This is a genomic window from Thermus thalpophilus (assembly GCF_022760915.1).
GTDB lineage: Bacteria > Deinococcota > Deinococci > Deinococcales > Thermaceae > Thermus > Thermus thalpophilus.
Window position 1 is genome coordinate 1 of sequence record NZ_JAKTNS010000025.1, and the last position, 15,504, is coordinate 15,504.

Below are 15,504 nucleotides of genomic sequence, written 5' to 3' on the forward strand. Positions count from 1 at the left end.
TTCTCTCCCTTCTCCCGCCCCCTCCGGGGTACAAGGCAATTTACTAGGCAAGCCCACCGAGGCGCTTTCGTCCTAGGATGGGGGCATGCGCTGGCACGGGGTCTACCGCCGCCACGTTTTGGCGCCCCACTACCGTTTCGCCCGCGAGCGCCTGGTGCCCCACTTCTTTGACGCCCTCACCGCTTACGCCCTGGAGCTCGCCCGCCTGGGGGTGCCCAGGGCCAAGGAGGCGGTGGCGGCCCTAAGGGAACTCCGCACCCTGCCCCTGCCCAGCTTCACCGGGGAGGTGGAGGACGTCTTCTTTTCCATCCAGCTCCAGCTCGCCGAGCACTGGGGGGAGGAGGTGGCGGGGGCGGTGCGCCGCGGGCTTTCCCGCAACGACCTGGACCTCACCGTGTTCCGCTCCTACCTGCGGGACCAGGTCATCGCCCTTTTGGGCGACTTTTGGCGGCTACGGCGCGTCCTTTTGCGTCTGGCGGAGGCCCACTTTGGCCTGCCCCTCGTCCTTGCCACCCATCACCAGCCGGCCCAGCCCTCCACCCTGGACCACTACTTGCTCGGGGTGGGAGCCCTCTTGGAGCGGGACTACCGGAGGCTTGCCAACGCCCTTGCTACCCTGGACCGCTCCCCTTTGGGGGCGAGCGCCTTGGCGGGAAGCCCCTACCCCGTGGACCGCGCCCGCCTGGCGGCCCTTTTGGGCTTTCAGGGACCGGTGGAACACACCCTGGACGCCGTGGCCGCCGGGGATTACGCCTTGGAGCTCGCCTTCGCCCTGGCGGGCTTGGGGGCGAGCCTTTCCCGCCTCCTCACCGACCTCCTGGCCTGGACGGCCCGGGGGGCTTTTGTGGTGGGGGAGAGCCTGGCCCAAGGCTCCAGCTTCATGCCGCAGAAGCGAAACCCCGTGGTGCTGGAACACGCCCGCATCCGGGCGGGGAGCCTGCTGGGGGGGGCGGGGGTTTTGGCCCACCTCAACCACAACACCCCCTTTACCGACCTCAACGACCACTCCACGGGGGCCTTGGAGCCCCTGGACGCCCTTTTGGCCGAGGGGGAGGCGGCCTTGGAGCTCACCCGGGTGGCCCTGGAGGAAAGCCGTTTTGTTCCGGACCTGCTCCTCGAGGCCCTCTCCCCCGAGGTCCTGGCCTCGGAGGCGGTGGATCTATTGGTGCGCAAAGGGGTACCCCTCCCCGAGGCCTACCGCCGGGTGCGGAGAGCCTTGCCGGGGGTGCGGCCGGAGCTTTTGGGGGTGGAGCGGGAGGAGCTTGTGGCCTGGATGAGCCTCGAGGCCTTCTTCGCCCGGCGGGAGGTCCTGGGGGGCGTGGGCCCGAGGGCGCGGCAGGAAGCTCTCGGCAAGGCCAAAAAGCGCCTTCGGGAGGACCGGAAGGCCCTAGCCGCTTTGCGGGCGAGGGTGCGCCTGGCCCGCCGGCGCCTCCTCTCGGAGGACTTGGAGGGTCAAGAAGGCCTGGAGGGTCTTAGGGAGAAGGGCGAGGTAGAAGGCGAGGAGGAGGAGCAGGAGCCCTGAGGCCAGGAAGCCAAAAAGGAGGCTACCGAGGCCTTCCGCCAAAGCCCGGGTGGCCAGGGTGAAGGCGGCCAGGGGAAAGACGAGGCTCCAAAGGCCCGGGCCAGAGGGAAGCCTCCTTTCCCGTAAGAGGGTTTCCCCGAGCAGGGCCAGCGCCCACACCAGCCACCAGCCCCCGAGCCCCCAAAGGGCGGTGCCCAGGAGGTAGAGGCCCTCGAGGCTCCCCCCGTAAAGCCCCACCGCCCGGGCCCCTTCCAGAAGGCTCAAGGGGGCGAGGATCCCCACCCCCACGGGGGCGAGGCCGATGAAAAGGCTAGGGGTGAGCTCGGGGGCCGGGCGCTCGTGGGCGTAGAGGCGGCCAAAGAGGATGGACCCTGCCCAAAGAAAGAGGACGTACCCCAAGCCCAAGAACATGAGGAGGGCGTGGAAGGTTTCCGCCGACCAGGACCCTAGGAAGGGCAAGAGGGGCCCGCCCGTGAGGGGCACCACCAGGGTGGAAACGGGAGGGATGAACCAGGTGCCGTTGGCCGCCTCGAGGGGCAGGCGCAACCGGGTGAAGACCAGATACCCGATGAGGAGGCTCATGAGGAGGACGAGGGGCGCCCCGGTGAGGAAAAGGCCCAAAGCGAGCGCCTTGAACCCCACCACCTTGAGGCTTGCCAGGGCGAAGAGGAGGAAGGCCAAGGGAAGGGTGGCGTAGAGCTGGGAGAGGAGGGGGTGGTGGAGCTCCCGCCAAACCTGGTCCGGGTGGCGGAGGAGCTTGGCCAGGAAGAACCCCAAGCTTAGGGCGAAGAGAAGGGCGGTGAGGCCGTAGGCCAAAACCCCGAGGCCCAAGGCCCCGAACCGGGCCAGGGCCAAGGCCACCCCACTTCCCCCCATGACCGCCGCAAACCAGCCCGGGTGGAAGAAGCGCGCGCTCATACCCCCCATCTTCCGATAGGGGGAGGGGGTATGTCAACGCTCCCGGAAATGCTCCACCGTGCGCCGGATGCCCTCCTTAAAGCCCACCTGGGGCCGCCAGCCATGGGCCATGAGCTTGACGGGGGAGAGGACGCTCCGCTCCAGGTCCCCCGGGCGCGGGGGGGCGGGGTTTACCTCCGGCGCTTTCCCCGCCGCCTCCGCCACCGCCTCCAGCACCTCCTGGGTGGTGTGGCCTTCCCCCGTGCCCACGTTGTAGACCCCTTCCAGGCTCCTTAGGGCCAGGTTATGGGCCCGCACCACGTCCTCCACGTAGATGTAGTCCCGCACGCACCCCTCGTCCCCGGGGGTCTTCCGGGCGTAGAGGGTAACGGGCTCGCCCTTGAGCACCCGTTTCGCGAAGATGGCCACCACCCCCGCCTCCCCGTGGGGATCCTGGCGGGGCCCGTAGACGTTGCCGTAGCGCAGGGCCACCCACTTGAGGCCGTAGTTCTGCCCGTAGGCGGAAAGGTAGTGTTCAAAGGCCGCCTTGCTTGCGGCGTAGGGGCTTTTGGGCCTAGGGGGCCAGGTCTCCTCGGCGGCTTCCCCTTCCGGCACCTCCCCGTAGATGGCCCCGCCCGTGGAGGCGAAAACCAGCTTCTCCACCCCCCACTTGCGGCAGGCCTCGAGGAGGTTAAGCCCCCCCAGGAGGTTCACCTCAAAGTCCAGGACCGGGTTTTCCACGCTCACCTTTACCGAGGCCTGGGCCGCCTGGTGGGACACGTGGGTGGGGCGGAACTCGCGGAAGACCCGCTCTAGCCCCTCCTTGTCCCTCAGGTCCACCTTGTAGAAGTAGATGCCCTTGGGCACGTTTTCCCGCTTGCCCGTGGCCAGGTTGTCCAGGACCGCCACTTCCACCCCTTCTTTCCATAGGCTTTCCACGATGTGGCTGCCGATGAAGCCGGCACCGCCCGTAACCAAGACGCGCATACGGCCTCCTCGGGCGCAAAGCGCCCACCCCATTTTAAGGAGGTTTTAGCCCACCTTTACCTCGGGCTCGTTCCCCGGCTTCCACTTGATGGTGCACCCGATGGCGGGGGCCTCGGCCAGGGGGGGCTCCTTGCCCTGGAGCAGGGCCTCTATGGCTGCCTCGAGGTCGTGGCTTTGCACCTGGGTGGGGTCCTTGGGGCTATCGTTCACCCGGCCGTGGTAGCGGAGGAGCCTTTTCTCGTCAAAGAGGAAGACCTCGGGGGTCCTCAGGGCCTTGTAGGCCTTGGCCACCTCTTGGCTCTCGTCCAAGAGGTAGGGGAAGAGGATGCCGTGCTCCTTGGCGAAGGCCACCATGCCCTCGGGGCTATCCTCGGGGTACTTCGCATGGTCGTTGGCGTTGATGCCCACGAAGGCCACCTTGCCCCGGTACTTTTCCGCCAGGGCCACCAGCTCGCCGATGGAGCCCTTCACGTAGGGGCAGTGGTTGCACATGAAGACCACCGCCAAAAGGGGCTCCTGGAACTGGGAAAGGCGGTAGCGCCCGCCCCGAGGGTCGGGGAGCTCGGCGTCAATGAGGGGGCTTCCTAGGGGGAGTTCCGGGTACTGGAGCATGCCCTCATGCTAAGCCTTTTCCGCCTGGGACAACAAGCCCTGGCCCTCTTGGGTATCCTGGGGTGTATGCGAGGGCTTTCCAGCGAGGAAGCGAGGCGCAGGCTCCAGGAGTTCGGACCCAACGCCCTACCGGAAGAGCCGGAGGAGCCCCTTTGGCGGAGGTTCCTGCACCAATTCCAAAGTCCTCTGATCTACATCCTCCTCTTCGCCCTCGCCGTTGACCTGGCCCTTTGGCTTGCCGAGGGGGCCCATGGCGTTCCCCTGGAGTCCTTGAGCATCCTGGTCATCCTCCTCCTGAACGCCGGGCTTGGCACCTTTCAGGAAAAGCGCTCGGAGGAGGCTTTAAAGCGCCTGAAGGCCTTAGCGGAGCCCCTGGTCTACGTCCTCCGCGATGGCCGCTTTGTACGCCTGCCGAGCCGGGAGCTGGTTCCTGGGGACGTGGTGCGTTTGGAGGCCGGGGACCGCATCCCCGCGGACGGCGTCTTGCTGGAAGGAAGCGGGGTCTTGGTGGACGAAAGCGTCCTCACCGGGGAAAGCGTGCCCGTGGAAAAGGGGGTGGGGGAGGAGGTCCACGCCGGGACCCTCCTCGTGCGGGGGCGGGCCCTTGTGGAGGTGACCCGCACCGGGCTCAAAAGCGCCATGGGGCGCATCGCCGCCCTCCTCGCCGGGATGGAGGAGGAAAAAACCCCTTTAGAGCGCCGGCTCCACGCCTTCGGAAACCGGGTGGCGCGTTGGGTGCTTCTCCTCGCCCTGGCCCTGGTCCTCCTCGGCTTTTGGGTGGAGGGGTTTTCCGCCAAGGTGGTCCTCTTCGCCGTGGCCTTGGCGGTGGCGGCTGTGCCCGAGGGGCTTCCCGCCATCCTCACCTTGGCGTTGAGCCTGGGGATGGAGCGCATGGCCCGCCGCAAGGCGGTGGTGCGGCGCCTGGCCGCGGTGGAGGCCTTGGGGAGCGTGACGGTGATCGCCACGGACAAGACGGGCACCCTCACGGAAAACCGCATGGAGGTGGAAAGCGTGGTGGGCCTAGACCCCGAAGGGGCCCTCCTCGCCATGGTGCTCTGCAACGACGCCGATCTCGCCACGGGGGCGGGGGATCCCTTGGAGCTCGGCCTCCTTCGCTACGCCGCCAAGGCCGGCTTGGACGTGGAGCGGCTTAGGCGGGAGTACCCCCGCCTTTCCGAGCGCCCCTTTGACAGCGCCTGGAAGTACATGCGGGTGACCACGCCCAAGGGGAGCTACCTCAAGGGGGCGCCCGAGGCCCTGATCCCCAGGCTTGCCCTCACTGAGCAGGAAAAGGCCCGCCTCCTGCAGGAGGCGGAGGCCCACGCCGCTAAGGGGTACCGGGTATTGGCCCTAGCCTTTGGCGAAGGTGAGCGGGAGGAAGGCCTCCGCTTCCTCGGCTTCGTTTTGCTCCTGGACCCACCCCGGCCCGAGGTGCCCGAGGCCATGCGCCGGATCCTGGCGGCGGGGGTACGGGTGGTGATGGTCACGGGGGACCACCCCGCCACCGCCCTGGCCATTGCCCGGCGCATCGGCCTTCCGGTGGAAACGGTGGCCACGGGGGAGGACCTCGAGGACCTCTGCGATGAGGAGCTGTTAGAGGTGGACGTGTTTGCCCGGGTGAAGCCGGAGCAAAAGCTACGGATTGTGGACGCCCTTCAAAGGGCGGGGGAGGTGGTGGCCATGACCGGGGACGGGGTGAACGACGCCCCGGCCCTCAAGCGGGCGGACGTGGGGGTGGCCATGGGCGAGCGGGGCTCGGAGGTGAGCCGGGAGGTGGCGGATCTGGTGCTTCTGGACGACAACTTCGCCACCCTGGTGGCCGCCATTGAGGAGGGGCGGAGCATCTACGAGAACATCCAGAAGTTCCTCCGCTTTCTCTTCTCCACCAACCTCTCGGAAATCCTGGTGGTGGCGGCGGGCATGGTCTTCGCCGCTATATTGGGCTTGAGGGACGCCGCCGGCCACCTCCTCTTGCCCCTCACGGCGGTGCAGATCCTCTGGATTAACCTGGTGACGGACGGCCTCCCCGCCCTGGCCCTGGCCCTGGACCAAAACCCCGGGGTGCTTAGGCGCCCCCCGCGGCCCAAGGAAAGCCCGCTCCTGGACGGGCCTTCCCTGCGCTTTGTCCTCCTCACCGGGGGGGTGAAGGCGGGGCTCGCCCTGGGCCTTCTCGCCCTTCTGCCCCACTGGGTGGGGGTGGAGGCGGCCCGGAGCGCCACCTTCCACTTCATGGCCGTGGGGCAACTCTTCTTCGCCTACGCCGCCCGGCACACCGAGCTCGTCCCCCTACCGAACCCCTACCTACACGGGGCCGTGGCCCTGGGGATTTTGGCGCAGCTCGCCCTGGGCACCTGGTTCCCAGGGCTCGTGGAGGCGGTGCCCCTTCCCCCTTGGCTTTGGGGGGGGGTGCTCGCCCTGGCCCTTCTGGCCTGGGGCCTGGCGGAGGCGGTGGACCGGCTAGTATGGCGAAAGGAGGTGTTGCGGTGAAGGCGAAGGACGTGATGGTAAGCCCGGTGGTGAGCGTGCCCCTAGGCGCCACCTTGGACCAGGTGGCGCGGCTCATGGTGGAGCGCCGCATTGGAAGCGTGCTGGTGGTGGACGGGCAAGGGAAGCTGGTGGGCGTCGTCACGGAAACGGACTTCCTCAAGGAGCGGGGGATCCCCTTTTCCACCTACCGGGCCCCCATGCTCTTGGGCCGCTTTCTGGACGGGGCGGGAATAGAGCGGATCCTGGAGGAGGCCCGCACCACCCGGGTGGAGGAGATCATGACCGCCCCGGTGCACGCCGTGGGCCCCGAGGAGCCCCTGGGCCGGGTTTTGGACCTCATGCTCACCTACGACATCAACCACGTGCCCGTGGTGGACGAGGGGGGCAAGCCCGTTGGCATCATCTCCCGCTTTGACCTCCTAAGGCTCCTCCAGGCCCGCCTATGACCGGGCTCGCTTTCTTGGGCGTGGCCTTGGTGGTCTTCGCCGTGGCGCGGGTGGCCCACTAGGGGGGACGCCCTGGCGGAGAAGCGGGGCTGGGGCCGGGCCTGGGCGGGGGCCACCTCCCTGCCCGAGGTGGTGGGGGCATTGAGCGCCGCCCGGATTGGAGCCTTTGACCTGGCGGTGGGGAACGTCCTGGGCTCCCACCTCTTCAACGCCCTCATCCTGGCCTGGCACGACCTCTTTACCCCCAGGTCCTTTTTCCAGGAGGTCCACGAGAGCCACCCGCCAGCGCTTCTCGTCGCCTTGGCCATGGAGGGCGTGGTCTTGGAGGGGGTGAGCTACCAGGCCGTGCGCAAGCTGGCCGTGATGCCCTGGCCCCTTACCTCCTCGGGCTTCTTTGGCTTTACGCCCTGCGGTGAGGCACCACCAGGACGGGCTTGGGGCTTTTGCGCACCACCTCGAGGGCCACGCTCCCCAGGAGCACGCTGTCAAGCCCCGTGCGGCCGTGGCTGCCCATGACGATGAGGTCGTGCCGTTCCGCCTCCTTTAGGATCACTTCCGCCGCCCGGCCCTCCAGTAGGTGGGCCTCAAAAGCTACCCCCAGCTCCTCCGCCAGGTGGGTTCCCCGGTCCAGGGCCTGAAGCCCCACCTGGCGCAGGTCCTCTAGGAGGGCGCGGTAATAGGGAAGGGTTTCCGGGCCCAAAAGGAGCCTGGGCCCTAAGGGCTCCAAAACGTAAAGGAAGCTGACCTTGGCCCCCAGGGCCTTGGCCAAGCGGAGGCCTTCCTCGAGGCCAACCTCGGCGGCCTCGCTCCCATCCGTGGGCAACAAGAGGCGCTTATACATCCTTACCCCTCAATGACCACGGGCAGGATCACGGGGTCGCGGCCCGTGGCCTTCTTCAAGAACTTCTTCACCGGGTAGTAGATGTCGTCCCGGATGCGCTCCAAAGGCTTTTTCTCCCGCACGCCGTTTTGCAAAGCCTCTAGGGCCATGCGCCGCACCTCCCCCAAAAGCCTTTCCCCCGCCTTCACGAAGCCCCGGGACACCACCTCCACCACCGGGTCCTCCCCCGCCAGGGCGGTGATGACCACCAGGCCCTCCTCCGCCATGTGGCGCCGGTCGGCCAGGATCTCCTCGGTGATGTCCCCCACGCCCAGGCCGTCCACGTAAAGCACCCCGTGGGGCACCTCCCCCGCCTTCTCAAAGGTGTCCCGGGTGAGGCGGTACACGGCCCCGTTTTCCCCGATCAAGGTCTTCTCGGGCGGACGGCTCATCCCCTCCGCCAGCCACTTGAAGTTCACTTGATGGCGCACCTCCCCGTGCCACGGGAGGAAGAAGCGGGGGGTGGTGAGGTTCAAGATGAGCTTGAGCTCCTCCTGGGAGGCGTGGCCCGAGGCGTGGACCTTGTAGGTGGGGGGGTAGAGGACGTAGGCCCCCAGGGCGTACAGGCGGTTGATGACCCGGTTCACCGCCTCCTCGTTGCCGGGGATGGGGCTAGAGGAAAGGATCACCGTGTCCCCGGGCTTGATGGCCATCTTGGCGTGCCCCTCAAAGGCCAGGCGGTGGAGGACGGACATGGGCTGGCCCTGGCTTCCCGTGGCCAGGATGAGGACCTGGTGGTCGGGGAGGTCCTTCACCTCCTCCAGGGTGTAGAGGCGGTCCTTCACCTTCAGGTAGCCCAGCTCCATGGCGATGCGGCTGAACTTGAGCATGCTCCGCCCCTCCATGGCCACCTTGCGCCCGTACTTCTCCGCCGCCCAGATCACCGACTGGATGCGGTGGATGTGGCTGGCGAAGGTGGTGACGAAGACCCGCCCCGGGGCGCGGCCGATGACCCGGTCCAGCTCCTTGGCGATCTCCATCTCGCTCGGGGTGTAGCCGGGCCGCTCGGCGTTGGTGGCGTCGGCGATGAGGAGCAAAACCCCTTCCGCCCCCGCCTGGGCCACCTTGGCCAGGTGGGAGACCTTGCCGTCAATGGGCGTGGCGTCCAGCTTGAAGTCCCCGGTGTGAACGATGGTGCCGATGGGGGTGCGGATCACCACCCCGGAGTTGTCGGGGATGGAGTGGGTCATGCGGAAGAGGTCCAGGTTGAAGTACCGCCCCACCTGGATGCGGTCGTCGGGGGAGACCTCCTTCAGGTTGAAGGCCCCGGGCCTCAGGCCAAACTCCTCCAGCTTGCCCTTCAAAAGCCCCAGGGTGAGCTTGGCCCCGTAGATGGGCACGGGGCTTTCCTTGCCGAAGACCATGGGCAGGATGAAGGGGAGGCCTCCGATGTGGTCCTCGTGGCCGTGGGTGAGGACCCAGGCCTTGATGCGGTGGCGGTTTTCCACCAGGTAGTCCACCCGGGGGATGAGGAGGTCCACCCCGGGCATCCCCTCGTCGGGGAAGGCTAATCCCCCGTCCAGGACGAAGATTTCCTCGCGGAAGCGAAAGGCGGTGATGTTCTTGCCGATCTCCCCCATCCCCCCCAAGGGGATGATCTCCACGGCGTCCTGGGGGCCGCTTGCGGCAACCGGGGTCTCTTGCGGCCGCTTCTTGCGCCTCCTCCTGGGCTTGCGTTCTTGCGTTTCCATAAACCTCCCATCTTCCCGGCTAGGCCGGGGTTACGGCTTGGGGAACCCCCAGGGGCTAGCCGCGCCGCCTGGGGGGGATTTTGCCTTCCAGCTCGGGCCGGATCAGGTCAATCTTGCCCCGCTCGTCAATGCGGTGGACCTTGACCTTGATCACGTCGCCCACCTTAAGGTGGTCCTCCACCCGCTCCACCCGGCCCGGGGCGATCTGGCTGATGTGCAAGAGACCCTCGGTGCCCGGGAAGAGGCTGATGAAGGCGCCAAAGGGGGTGATCTTGGTGACGGTGCCCTCGTAGACCTCGCCCACCTTGGCCTCGCGGGTGAGGTCTTCTATGCGCTTCTTGGCCTTTTCCGCCGCCTCGAGGTCCGCGGAGTAGATGCGCACCGTCCCGTCTTCCTCTATGTCCACCTCCACGCCCAACTCCTCCAGGGCCCTCACGTTCTTCCCCCCAGGGCCGATGACCAGCCCGATTTTCTCCACCGGCACCTTGAGGGTGAGGATCCTCGGGGCGAAGGGCTTGAGCTCGGGGCGCGGGGCTGGGAGGACGCTTTCCATGATGGAGAGGATCTGAAGCCGGGCTTCCCGGGCCTGCATCAGGGCCTCCTTGAGCACCTCCCGGGGCAACCCCCCCACCTTGTTGTCCATCTGCAAGGCGGTGACCCCGTCCCGGGTGCCCGCCACCTTGAAGTCCATGTCCCCGAGGGCGTCCTCGAGGCCCAGGATGTCCGTGAGGATCACCGCCCGGTCGCCTTCCCACACCAGGCCCATGGCCACCCCGGCCACGGGCTTTTGGATGGGCACCCCGGCGTCCATGAGGGCCAGGCAGCCGGCGCAAACCGTGGCCATGGAGCTGGAGCCGTTGGACTCCAGCACGTCCCCCACCACCCGGATGGTGTAGGGGAAGCTTTCCTCAGGCGGGAGCACCGCCCTTAGGGCCCGCTTGGCCAGGTTGCCGTGGCCCACCTCCCGCCGGGAAACCCCGCGGAGCCGCTTCACCTCCCCGGTGGAGTAGGGGGGGAAGTTGTAGTGGACCAGGAAGGGGTCGGTCTCGTCAATCCCCAGGTCGTCAATGATCTGCTCGTCCCGGCCCGTGCCCAAGGTGACGGTGCCCAGCACCTGGGTCTCCCCCCGGGTGAAGACCGCCGAGCCGTGGGCGCGGGGCAGGACGTCCACCTCCACCCAGATGGGCCTTAGGTCCTTGGGGCCGCGGCCGTCCGCCCGCTTGCCCTCCTCCAAGACCAGGCGCCGGAGCTCCCGCCGCACCACCTCGTCAAAGGCGCTCTCGTAGAGGGGCTTTTTGCTCTCGTCCGGGGTGCCGTCCTCCAGCCGGGGCAGGACCTCGGCGATGAGGCTTTCGGCGAAGGCCTCGAGGGCCCGGCTCCTTTCCCCCTTGCTCGCCGTCTGGAGCACCTGGGAAAGCCCCCGCTCCAGGGCCAGGCGGTAGAGGGCTTCCTTCTCCTCCTCGGGAAGGGTTTCCGGGGGCGTCCAGGCCATCTTGGGCTTGCCGAGCTCCCTCGCCATCCTTTCCTGGAGCTCCAGGATGGGCTTCATCTCCTTGTGGGCGAACTCCAGGGCCTGGACCAGGGTCTCCTCGTCCACCTCCTTCGCCCCGGCCTCCACCATCAGGATGGCCTCCCGGCTTCCCGCCACCACCAGGTCCAGCTGGCTTTCCTCCAGCTCCTGGAGGGTGGGGTTGAGGACGAACTGCCCGCCGATGAGCCCCACCCGCACCGCGGCGATGGGGCCTTCCCAGGGAATGTCGGAAAGCATAAGGGCGGCGCTGGCCCCAATGGGCCCCAGGATGTCGGGGGGGTTCTTCTGGTCCGCGGAAAGCACCGTGAGGATGACCTGCACCTCGTGGCGGAAGCCCTTGGGGAAGAGGGGCCGGATGGGGCGGTCCGTCATTCGGGCGGAAAGGATGGCCTTTTCCCCCGGGCGCCCCTCCCGGCGCATGAAGCTCCCCGGGATCTTGCCCACGGCGTAGTGGCGCTCCTCAAACTCCACGGTGAGGGGCAGGAATTCCGCCTGGATGGGCTCCTCCGAGGCTTGGGCCGTGGCGAGGACCACGGTGTCCCCGTAGCGCACCAAGACGGAGCCGGAAACCTGCTTGGCGTACTTGCCCGTTTCCAGGACCAAGGGGCGTCCCGCCACCCGGGTTTCGTATCGGAAGGCTTGGGGTGTGTTGGGTGTGGCTTCTGGCATACGCTCCTCTAAGCGAAGGGCGGAGCCCTAAGGCCCCGCCCCCGACCTAAACCCCAGTTTACTTCCTCAGGCCCAGCTTCTCAACCAGGGCGCGGTAGCGTTCAGGGTCTTCCCGCTCCAGGTAGCGAAGAAGCCTGCGGCGCTGCCCCACCAGCATGAGGAGACCCCGGTGGGAGTGGTGGTCGTGCTTGTGCACCTGGAGGTGCTCGGAAAGCTTGTTGATGCGCAAAGTGAGTAGCGCCACCTGCACCTCGGTGCTCCCCGTGTCCCCGGGGAAGCGGGCGAACTCCTCTATGACCTTCTGCTTCTCCTCCTTGGTGATGGGCATTTTGACCTCCGTCAGGGGGGAAGGCGCCTTTTTGCCCCTTCCTCCTCAAAGCCCGCTTCGGGCCTCACCTAGGATAGGCCCCCCGCCCCTTCCCGTCAAGGAGGAAGAGGAAAAGGGCCAAGAGGGCGAGGCTTGCCCCCGCGGCGAAGGCCACCTCGGGCCCCAAGGCCTGCCAAAGAAGCCCGAAAAGCAGGCTTGCGGGAAAGAGAAGCACCCCCACCACCGTGTGGTAGAGCCCGATGGCACTGGCCTTGGCCTCTTTAGGGACCAAGGTGGCGAGGTAAGCGCGGCTGCTCCCCTCAAACGCGGCGGAGTAAAGGGCGTAAAGGAGCAAGAAGGCCACCCCCCAGGCGGGGCTTTCCGCCCAGGCGAAGCCCAGGTAGACCAAGGCGTAAAGGAAAAACCCCAGGGCCACCACCCGCCTTAAGCCCACCCGGTCCGCCAGGCTCCCCAAGGGGTAAGAGAGCAGGGCGTAAAGGAGGTTGTAGCCGGTGTAGGCCAAGGTCACTGCCTCTTGGGAAAGGCCCAAGTTCCTGAGGCGGAGGAGGAGAAAGGCGTTGGAGGAAAGGGCCAGGGCGAAGATGCCCGAGATGAGGAGAAAGCGGCGGTAAGAGGGGGGCATGGCCCTAAGCCCCAAGGGGGGCAGGGCGGGAGGAGGCCCCTGGCGAGGGGCCTCCCGCACCAAGAAGAGGGCCAGAAAGGCCAGGCTTGCGGGGATGGCCGAGGCCCAGAAGACCCCCCGCACCCCCAGGTGGGGAAGGAGGAGGAAGGCGAGGAGGGGGCCAAGGGTGGCCCCCAAGGTGTCCAGGCCCCGGTGAAGGCCGTAGGCTCGGCCCAAGGCGTCTTGCGCCACGCCCTCCGCCAGGAGGGCATCCCGGGGAGCGGTCCTTAGCCCCTTCCCCGTGCGGTCTAAGAAGCGGTAAAGGAGGACGTGAAAAGGGCTTTGCGCCAAGGCCAAAAAGGGGCGGAATAAGGCGGGAAGGCCGTAGCCGAGGAGGAGCAGGGGCTTGCGCCGGCCCAAGCGGTCGGAGACCCTTCCCCCCACCACCTTGAAAAGGCTCGCCGTGGCCTCGGCCACCCCTTCCACCAGGCCCAAAGTCCCCGCCCCGGCCCCCAGGCTGGCGAGGAAGAGGGGCAGAAGGGGATAGACCATTTCGCTGGCCACGTCCATGAGGAGGCTCACCAGGCCCAAGAGGTAGACGAGGGCGGGGAGCCTCACGGCCGGAACCTCGCGTAGAGCCCGAGCAAAAAGGGCTCCGGCAACACCATGAGGACGGAAAGGGGATCTAGGGGTGCCGGGGCGAGCCAGGCCAGTCCCAAGGGGGTGGCGAAGGGGAGGGGCAGGGTGCGGGTGAGGAGGAAGAGGCCTAGGAGGGCAAGGGAAAGCCCCACCCCTACCCGCCACACTTGGGGGGCGAAGGGAGGCTCGGAGTCGGGGTACATGAAGCGGAGGACCACCAGGGCCAGGGCGTGCGTCACCTTTAGGGCCAAAAGGACGAGGAAAAGTTGGCCGTAGAAGTAGTACTCGGAAACGAGGCCGTAGCGCACCGCCTCGGCTTCGGAGAGGCCCAAAGCGCTTCCACAGAGGCCCTGGCCCAAGGCCCCCCCGAGCCCCAGGCCCAAAAACTGGAGGAAGAAGGGGAGAAGGCTTAACCCCACCACCCAAGCTAGCCCAGAACCGGACACGAACCCCACGGCTATAGCCTCTTTTCCCGTGGCGAAAAGGTCAAGGGCCGGAAGGCCCCGGCCCTTGACCCAAGGCGCTCACCAAAGGCGCACGCCCGGCACCGGGTTCAGGTTGCTGAAAAGCTGCACCAAGGTGGGGCCGTAGGCCAACACCACCAGGATCACCGCCACGGCGAACCAGAAGCCGATGCGGTCCATGGCCTGGACGAGCCGCCGGTCCTCGGGGCCGGAGATCACCTCGGCGAAGGGCACGGGGGCTTCGGCCAGCTCCGGCCGCCGCTCCCGGCCCAGGAGGACGCTGAAGAGGCCGTAAATGAAGAGGATGAGCGCCACCAGAAGCACGATGCCCGCCAGGATGTTGAAGACCATGGGCACGGCGGCGTGGGGGTAAGCGTCCGGGACCTGGGCGATATAGGCCCTGCGGGGCACGTTGAGAAGCCCGGCCCAGTGCAGGCCCACGGCCATGAGCATCATGCCGATGAACCAAAGCCATACCACCGCCAGGCCCAGCCGCCTTTGGGCGTCGGAGATGGGCTTGCCCGTGAGGTTGGGGATGAGCCACCATAAGGAGCCCATGGCGGTGAGGGTCACCAGGCTCGCCACCTGCAGGTGGAAATGGCCGGGAATCCAGGCGGTGTTGTGCACCACGTAGTCCAGGGTGAAGCTGGCGTTCACGATGCCGCCCGCGCCGCCGGGAATGAAGCCCAGAAGGCCCAGCACCGGGGCCACAAAAGCGGGGTTATCCCAGGGTAGAGCCTTGATCCAGCCGAAAAGCCCCTTGCCGCCCCGCATCCTCCCGGCGAACTCCAGGCTGGCCGCAATGGTGAAAGCGGTCATGAGGCTCGGCACCGCCACGAAGAGGGTGAGGATGGAGTGGATCAGCTTCCAGGTGGGGTCAATCCCGGGGTCAGCGAACTGGTGGTGGAAGCCCACGGGGGTGGAAAGGAGGAGGAAGAGGAGGAAGGCCAGGCGGGCCATGGGGTCGGAGACCAGCTTGCCCCCCGCCTGCTTGGGGAGAATGGTGTAGATGATGGCGTAGGCCGGCAGGAGCCAGAAGTAGACGATGGGGTGGCCGGTCCACCAGAAGAGGGTACGGGCCACCAGGGGGTCAACTCCTTGGATGAGGCCAAAGGACCAGGGCAGGAGGAAGAGAACCGCCTCGAGGACAAGCCCGATGGAGGCCAGGAACCACATGAGCCAGAAGACCACGGCCATGTAGGTGACCAAGGGGGTCACCTTCCCCGGGTTTTGCGCCTTCCAGCGGCGCCAGAGGTCCAGCACCACGTAGATGCTCACCCAAGTGGAGAGGACGAAGACGCTGGCCCCCAGGTAGAAGGCCCAGTGGCCCTTAAGGGGCGGGTAGAAGGTGTAGAGCACCGTGGCCTCGTTGGCCAGGAGGGGAAGCGCCGCCACCAAAAGCCCCAGGAAGGCCATCCACCAGGAAAGCCACACCAGGCGCATGTTGGGCCGGAGGTTCAGCTCCCGGGCAGGCAGGTAGACCATGATGGCCTGGGCGAAGAGCTGGGTGAAGACGATGGCGTTCAGGACGCCGTGTAGGGTCAGGCCCTGGTAGTAGGACTGGACGAAGGGCAAGAGGCGCTTAAGGAGGGGGTAGGCGTCCACGTTGCCGTAGTTCAGGGCCTGGAAGGGGCCGAAAAGGCTTCCCACGATCACGGCGATGAAGCCCAGGACCAGGAAGTAGAGGGTGGCCTTCTTTTCCGGATAGGCCTCGTAGATACGGCTTATTTCTCCGCTACGCACCGCCATG

13 protein-coding genes and 1 pseudogene are annotated in these 15,504 nt (G+C 67.2%); 4 read left to right on the top strand and 10 right to left on the bottom strand.

The window, feature by feature from the left end; genetic code table 11:
- The first annotated feature begins 85 nt into the window (after positions 1-85).
- Complete coding sequence (locus tag L0D17_RS09100; RefSeq protein WP_243094864.1) at positions 86-1,522, top strand: lyase family protein; 1,437 nt, start codon at positions 86-88, stop codon at positions 1,520-1,522.
- 6 nt (positions 1,523-1,528) lie between these two features.
- On the opposite strand, the pseudogene L0D17_RS09105 reads toward L0D17_RS09100, so the two are convergent.
- The 3 genes and pseudogenes from L0D17_RS09105 to L0D17_RS09115 form a co-directional block, all read right to left on the bottom strand.
- Positions 1,529-2,449: pseudogene (locus L0D17_RS09105) on the bottom strand (SLAC1 family transporter); the annotation flags it as partial.
- 24 nt (positions 2,450-2,473) lie between these two features.
- Positions 2,474-3,406: an NAD-dependent epimerase/dehydratase family protein gene (locus L0D17_RS09110; protein ID WP_243094865.1), complete on the bottom strand. Its 933-nt coding sequence runs from the start codon at positions 3,404-3,406 to the stop codon at positions 2,474-2,476.
- A 45-nt stretch (positions 3,407-3,451) separates the two neighbouring features.
- Positions 3,452-4,018 carry a thioredoxin family protein gene (locus tag L0D17_RS09115; RefSeq protein ID WP_243094866.1) on the bottom strand — a complete coding sequence of 189 codons (567 nt, stop codon included), beginning with the start codon at positions 4,016-4,018 and terminating at the stop codon, positions 3,452-3,454.
- Between the two features lie 66 nt (positions 4,019-4,084).
- Here L0D17_RS09115 and L0D17_RS09120 point away from each other — a divergent pair, with 66 nt between their 5' ends.
- The 3 genes from L0D17_RS09120 (at position 4,085) to L0D17_RS09130 (ending at position 7,467) form a co-directional block, all read left to right on the top strand.
- The gene (locus L0D17_RS09120; protein ID WP_243094887.1) at positions 4,085-6,505 is read left to right on the top strand and encodes a cation-translocating P-type ATPase; all 2,421 of its coding nucleotides are present in this window, start codon (positions 4,085-4,087) and stop codon (positions 6,503-6,505) included.
- Positions 6,502-6,951 (top strand): CBS domain-containing protein, encoded by a 450-nt coding sequence (locus L0D17_RS09125; protein WP_243094867.1) that lies wholly within the window; start codon positions 6,502-6,504, stop codon positions 6,949-6,951. Before L0D17_RS09120 ends, L0D17_RS09125 begins: the two co-directional genes overlap by 4 nt.
- Before the next feature lie 132 nt (positions 6,952-7,083).
- A complete protein-coding gene (locus tag L0D17_RS09130) occupies positions 7,084-7,467 on the top strand; it encodes a hypothetical protein (RefSeq protein ID WP_243094888.1) in 384 nt (127 codons plus the stop codon).
- On the opposite strand, the gene L0D17_RS09135 is transcribed toward L0D17_RS09130, so the two are convergent.
- The 7 genes from L0D17_RS09135 to L0D17_RS09165 form a co-directional block, all read right to left on the bottom strand.
- Positions 7,352-7,792: a universal stress protein gene (locus L0D17_RS09135; RefSeq protein ID WP_243094868.1), complete on the bottom strand. Its 441-nt coding sequence runs from the start codon at positions 7,790-7,792 to the stop codon at positions 7,352-7,354. The two genes, L0D17_RS09130 and L0D17_RS09135, sit on opposite strands and share 116 nt — an antisense overlap.
- A gap of 2 nt (positions 7,793-7,794) precedes the next feature.
- Entirely contained in the window at positions 7,795-9,522 is a 1,728-nt protein-coding gene (locus L0D17_RS09140) for a ribonuclease J (protein WP_039459125.1), read from the bottom strand.
- A 55-nt stretch (positions 9,523-9,577) separates the two neighbouring features.
- Positions 9,578-11,722, bottom strand: a complete 2,145-nt coding sequence (gene pnp / locus L0D17_RS09145) for a polyribonucleotide nucleotidyltransferase (RefSeq protein ID WP_243094869.1) — start codon at positions 11,720-11,722, stop codon at positions 9,578-9,580.
- A 58-nt stretch (positions 11,723-11,780) separates the two neighbouring features.
- Positions 11,781-12,050, bottom strand: coding sequence for a 30S ribosomal protein S15 (gene rpsO / locus L0D17_RS09150; RefSeq protein WP_039459130.1), 270 nt, complete (start codon positions 12,048-12,050; stop codon positions 11,781-11,783).
- Between the two features lie 64 nt (positions 12,051-12,114).
- Complete coding sequence (locus L0D17_RS09155) at positions 12,115-13,269, bottom strand: MFS transporter (RefSeq protein ID WP_243094870.1); 1,155 nt, start codon at positions 13,267-13,269, stop codon at positions 12,115-12,117.
- A complete protein-coding gene (locus L0D17_RS09160) occupies positions 13,266-13,745 on the bottom strand; it encodes a hypothetical protein (protein ID WP_243094871.1) in 480 nt (159 codons plus the stop codon). The genes L0D17_RS09155 and L0D17_RS09160 overlap by 4 nt, the downstream gene beginning before the upstream one ends.
- Before the next feature lie 69 nt (positions 13,746-13,814).
- Complete coding sequence (locus L0D17_RS09165; protein ID WP_039459138.1) at positions 13,815-15,503, bottom strand: b(o/a)3-type cytochrome-c oxidase subunit 1; 1,689 nt, start codon at positions 15,501-15,503, stop codon at positions 13,815-13,817.
- Between the last annotated feature and the right edge of the window lies 1 nt (position 15,504).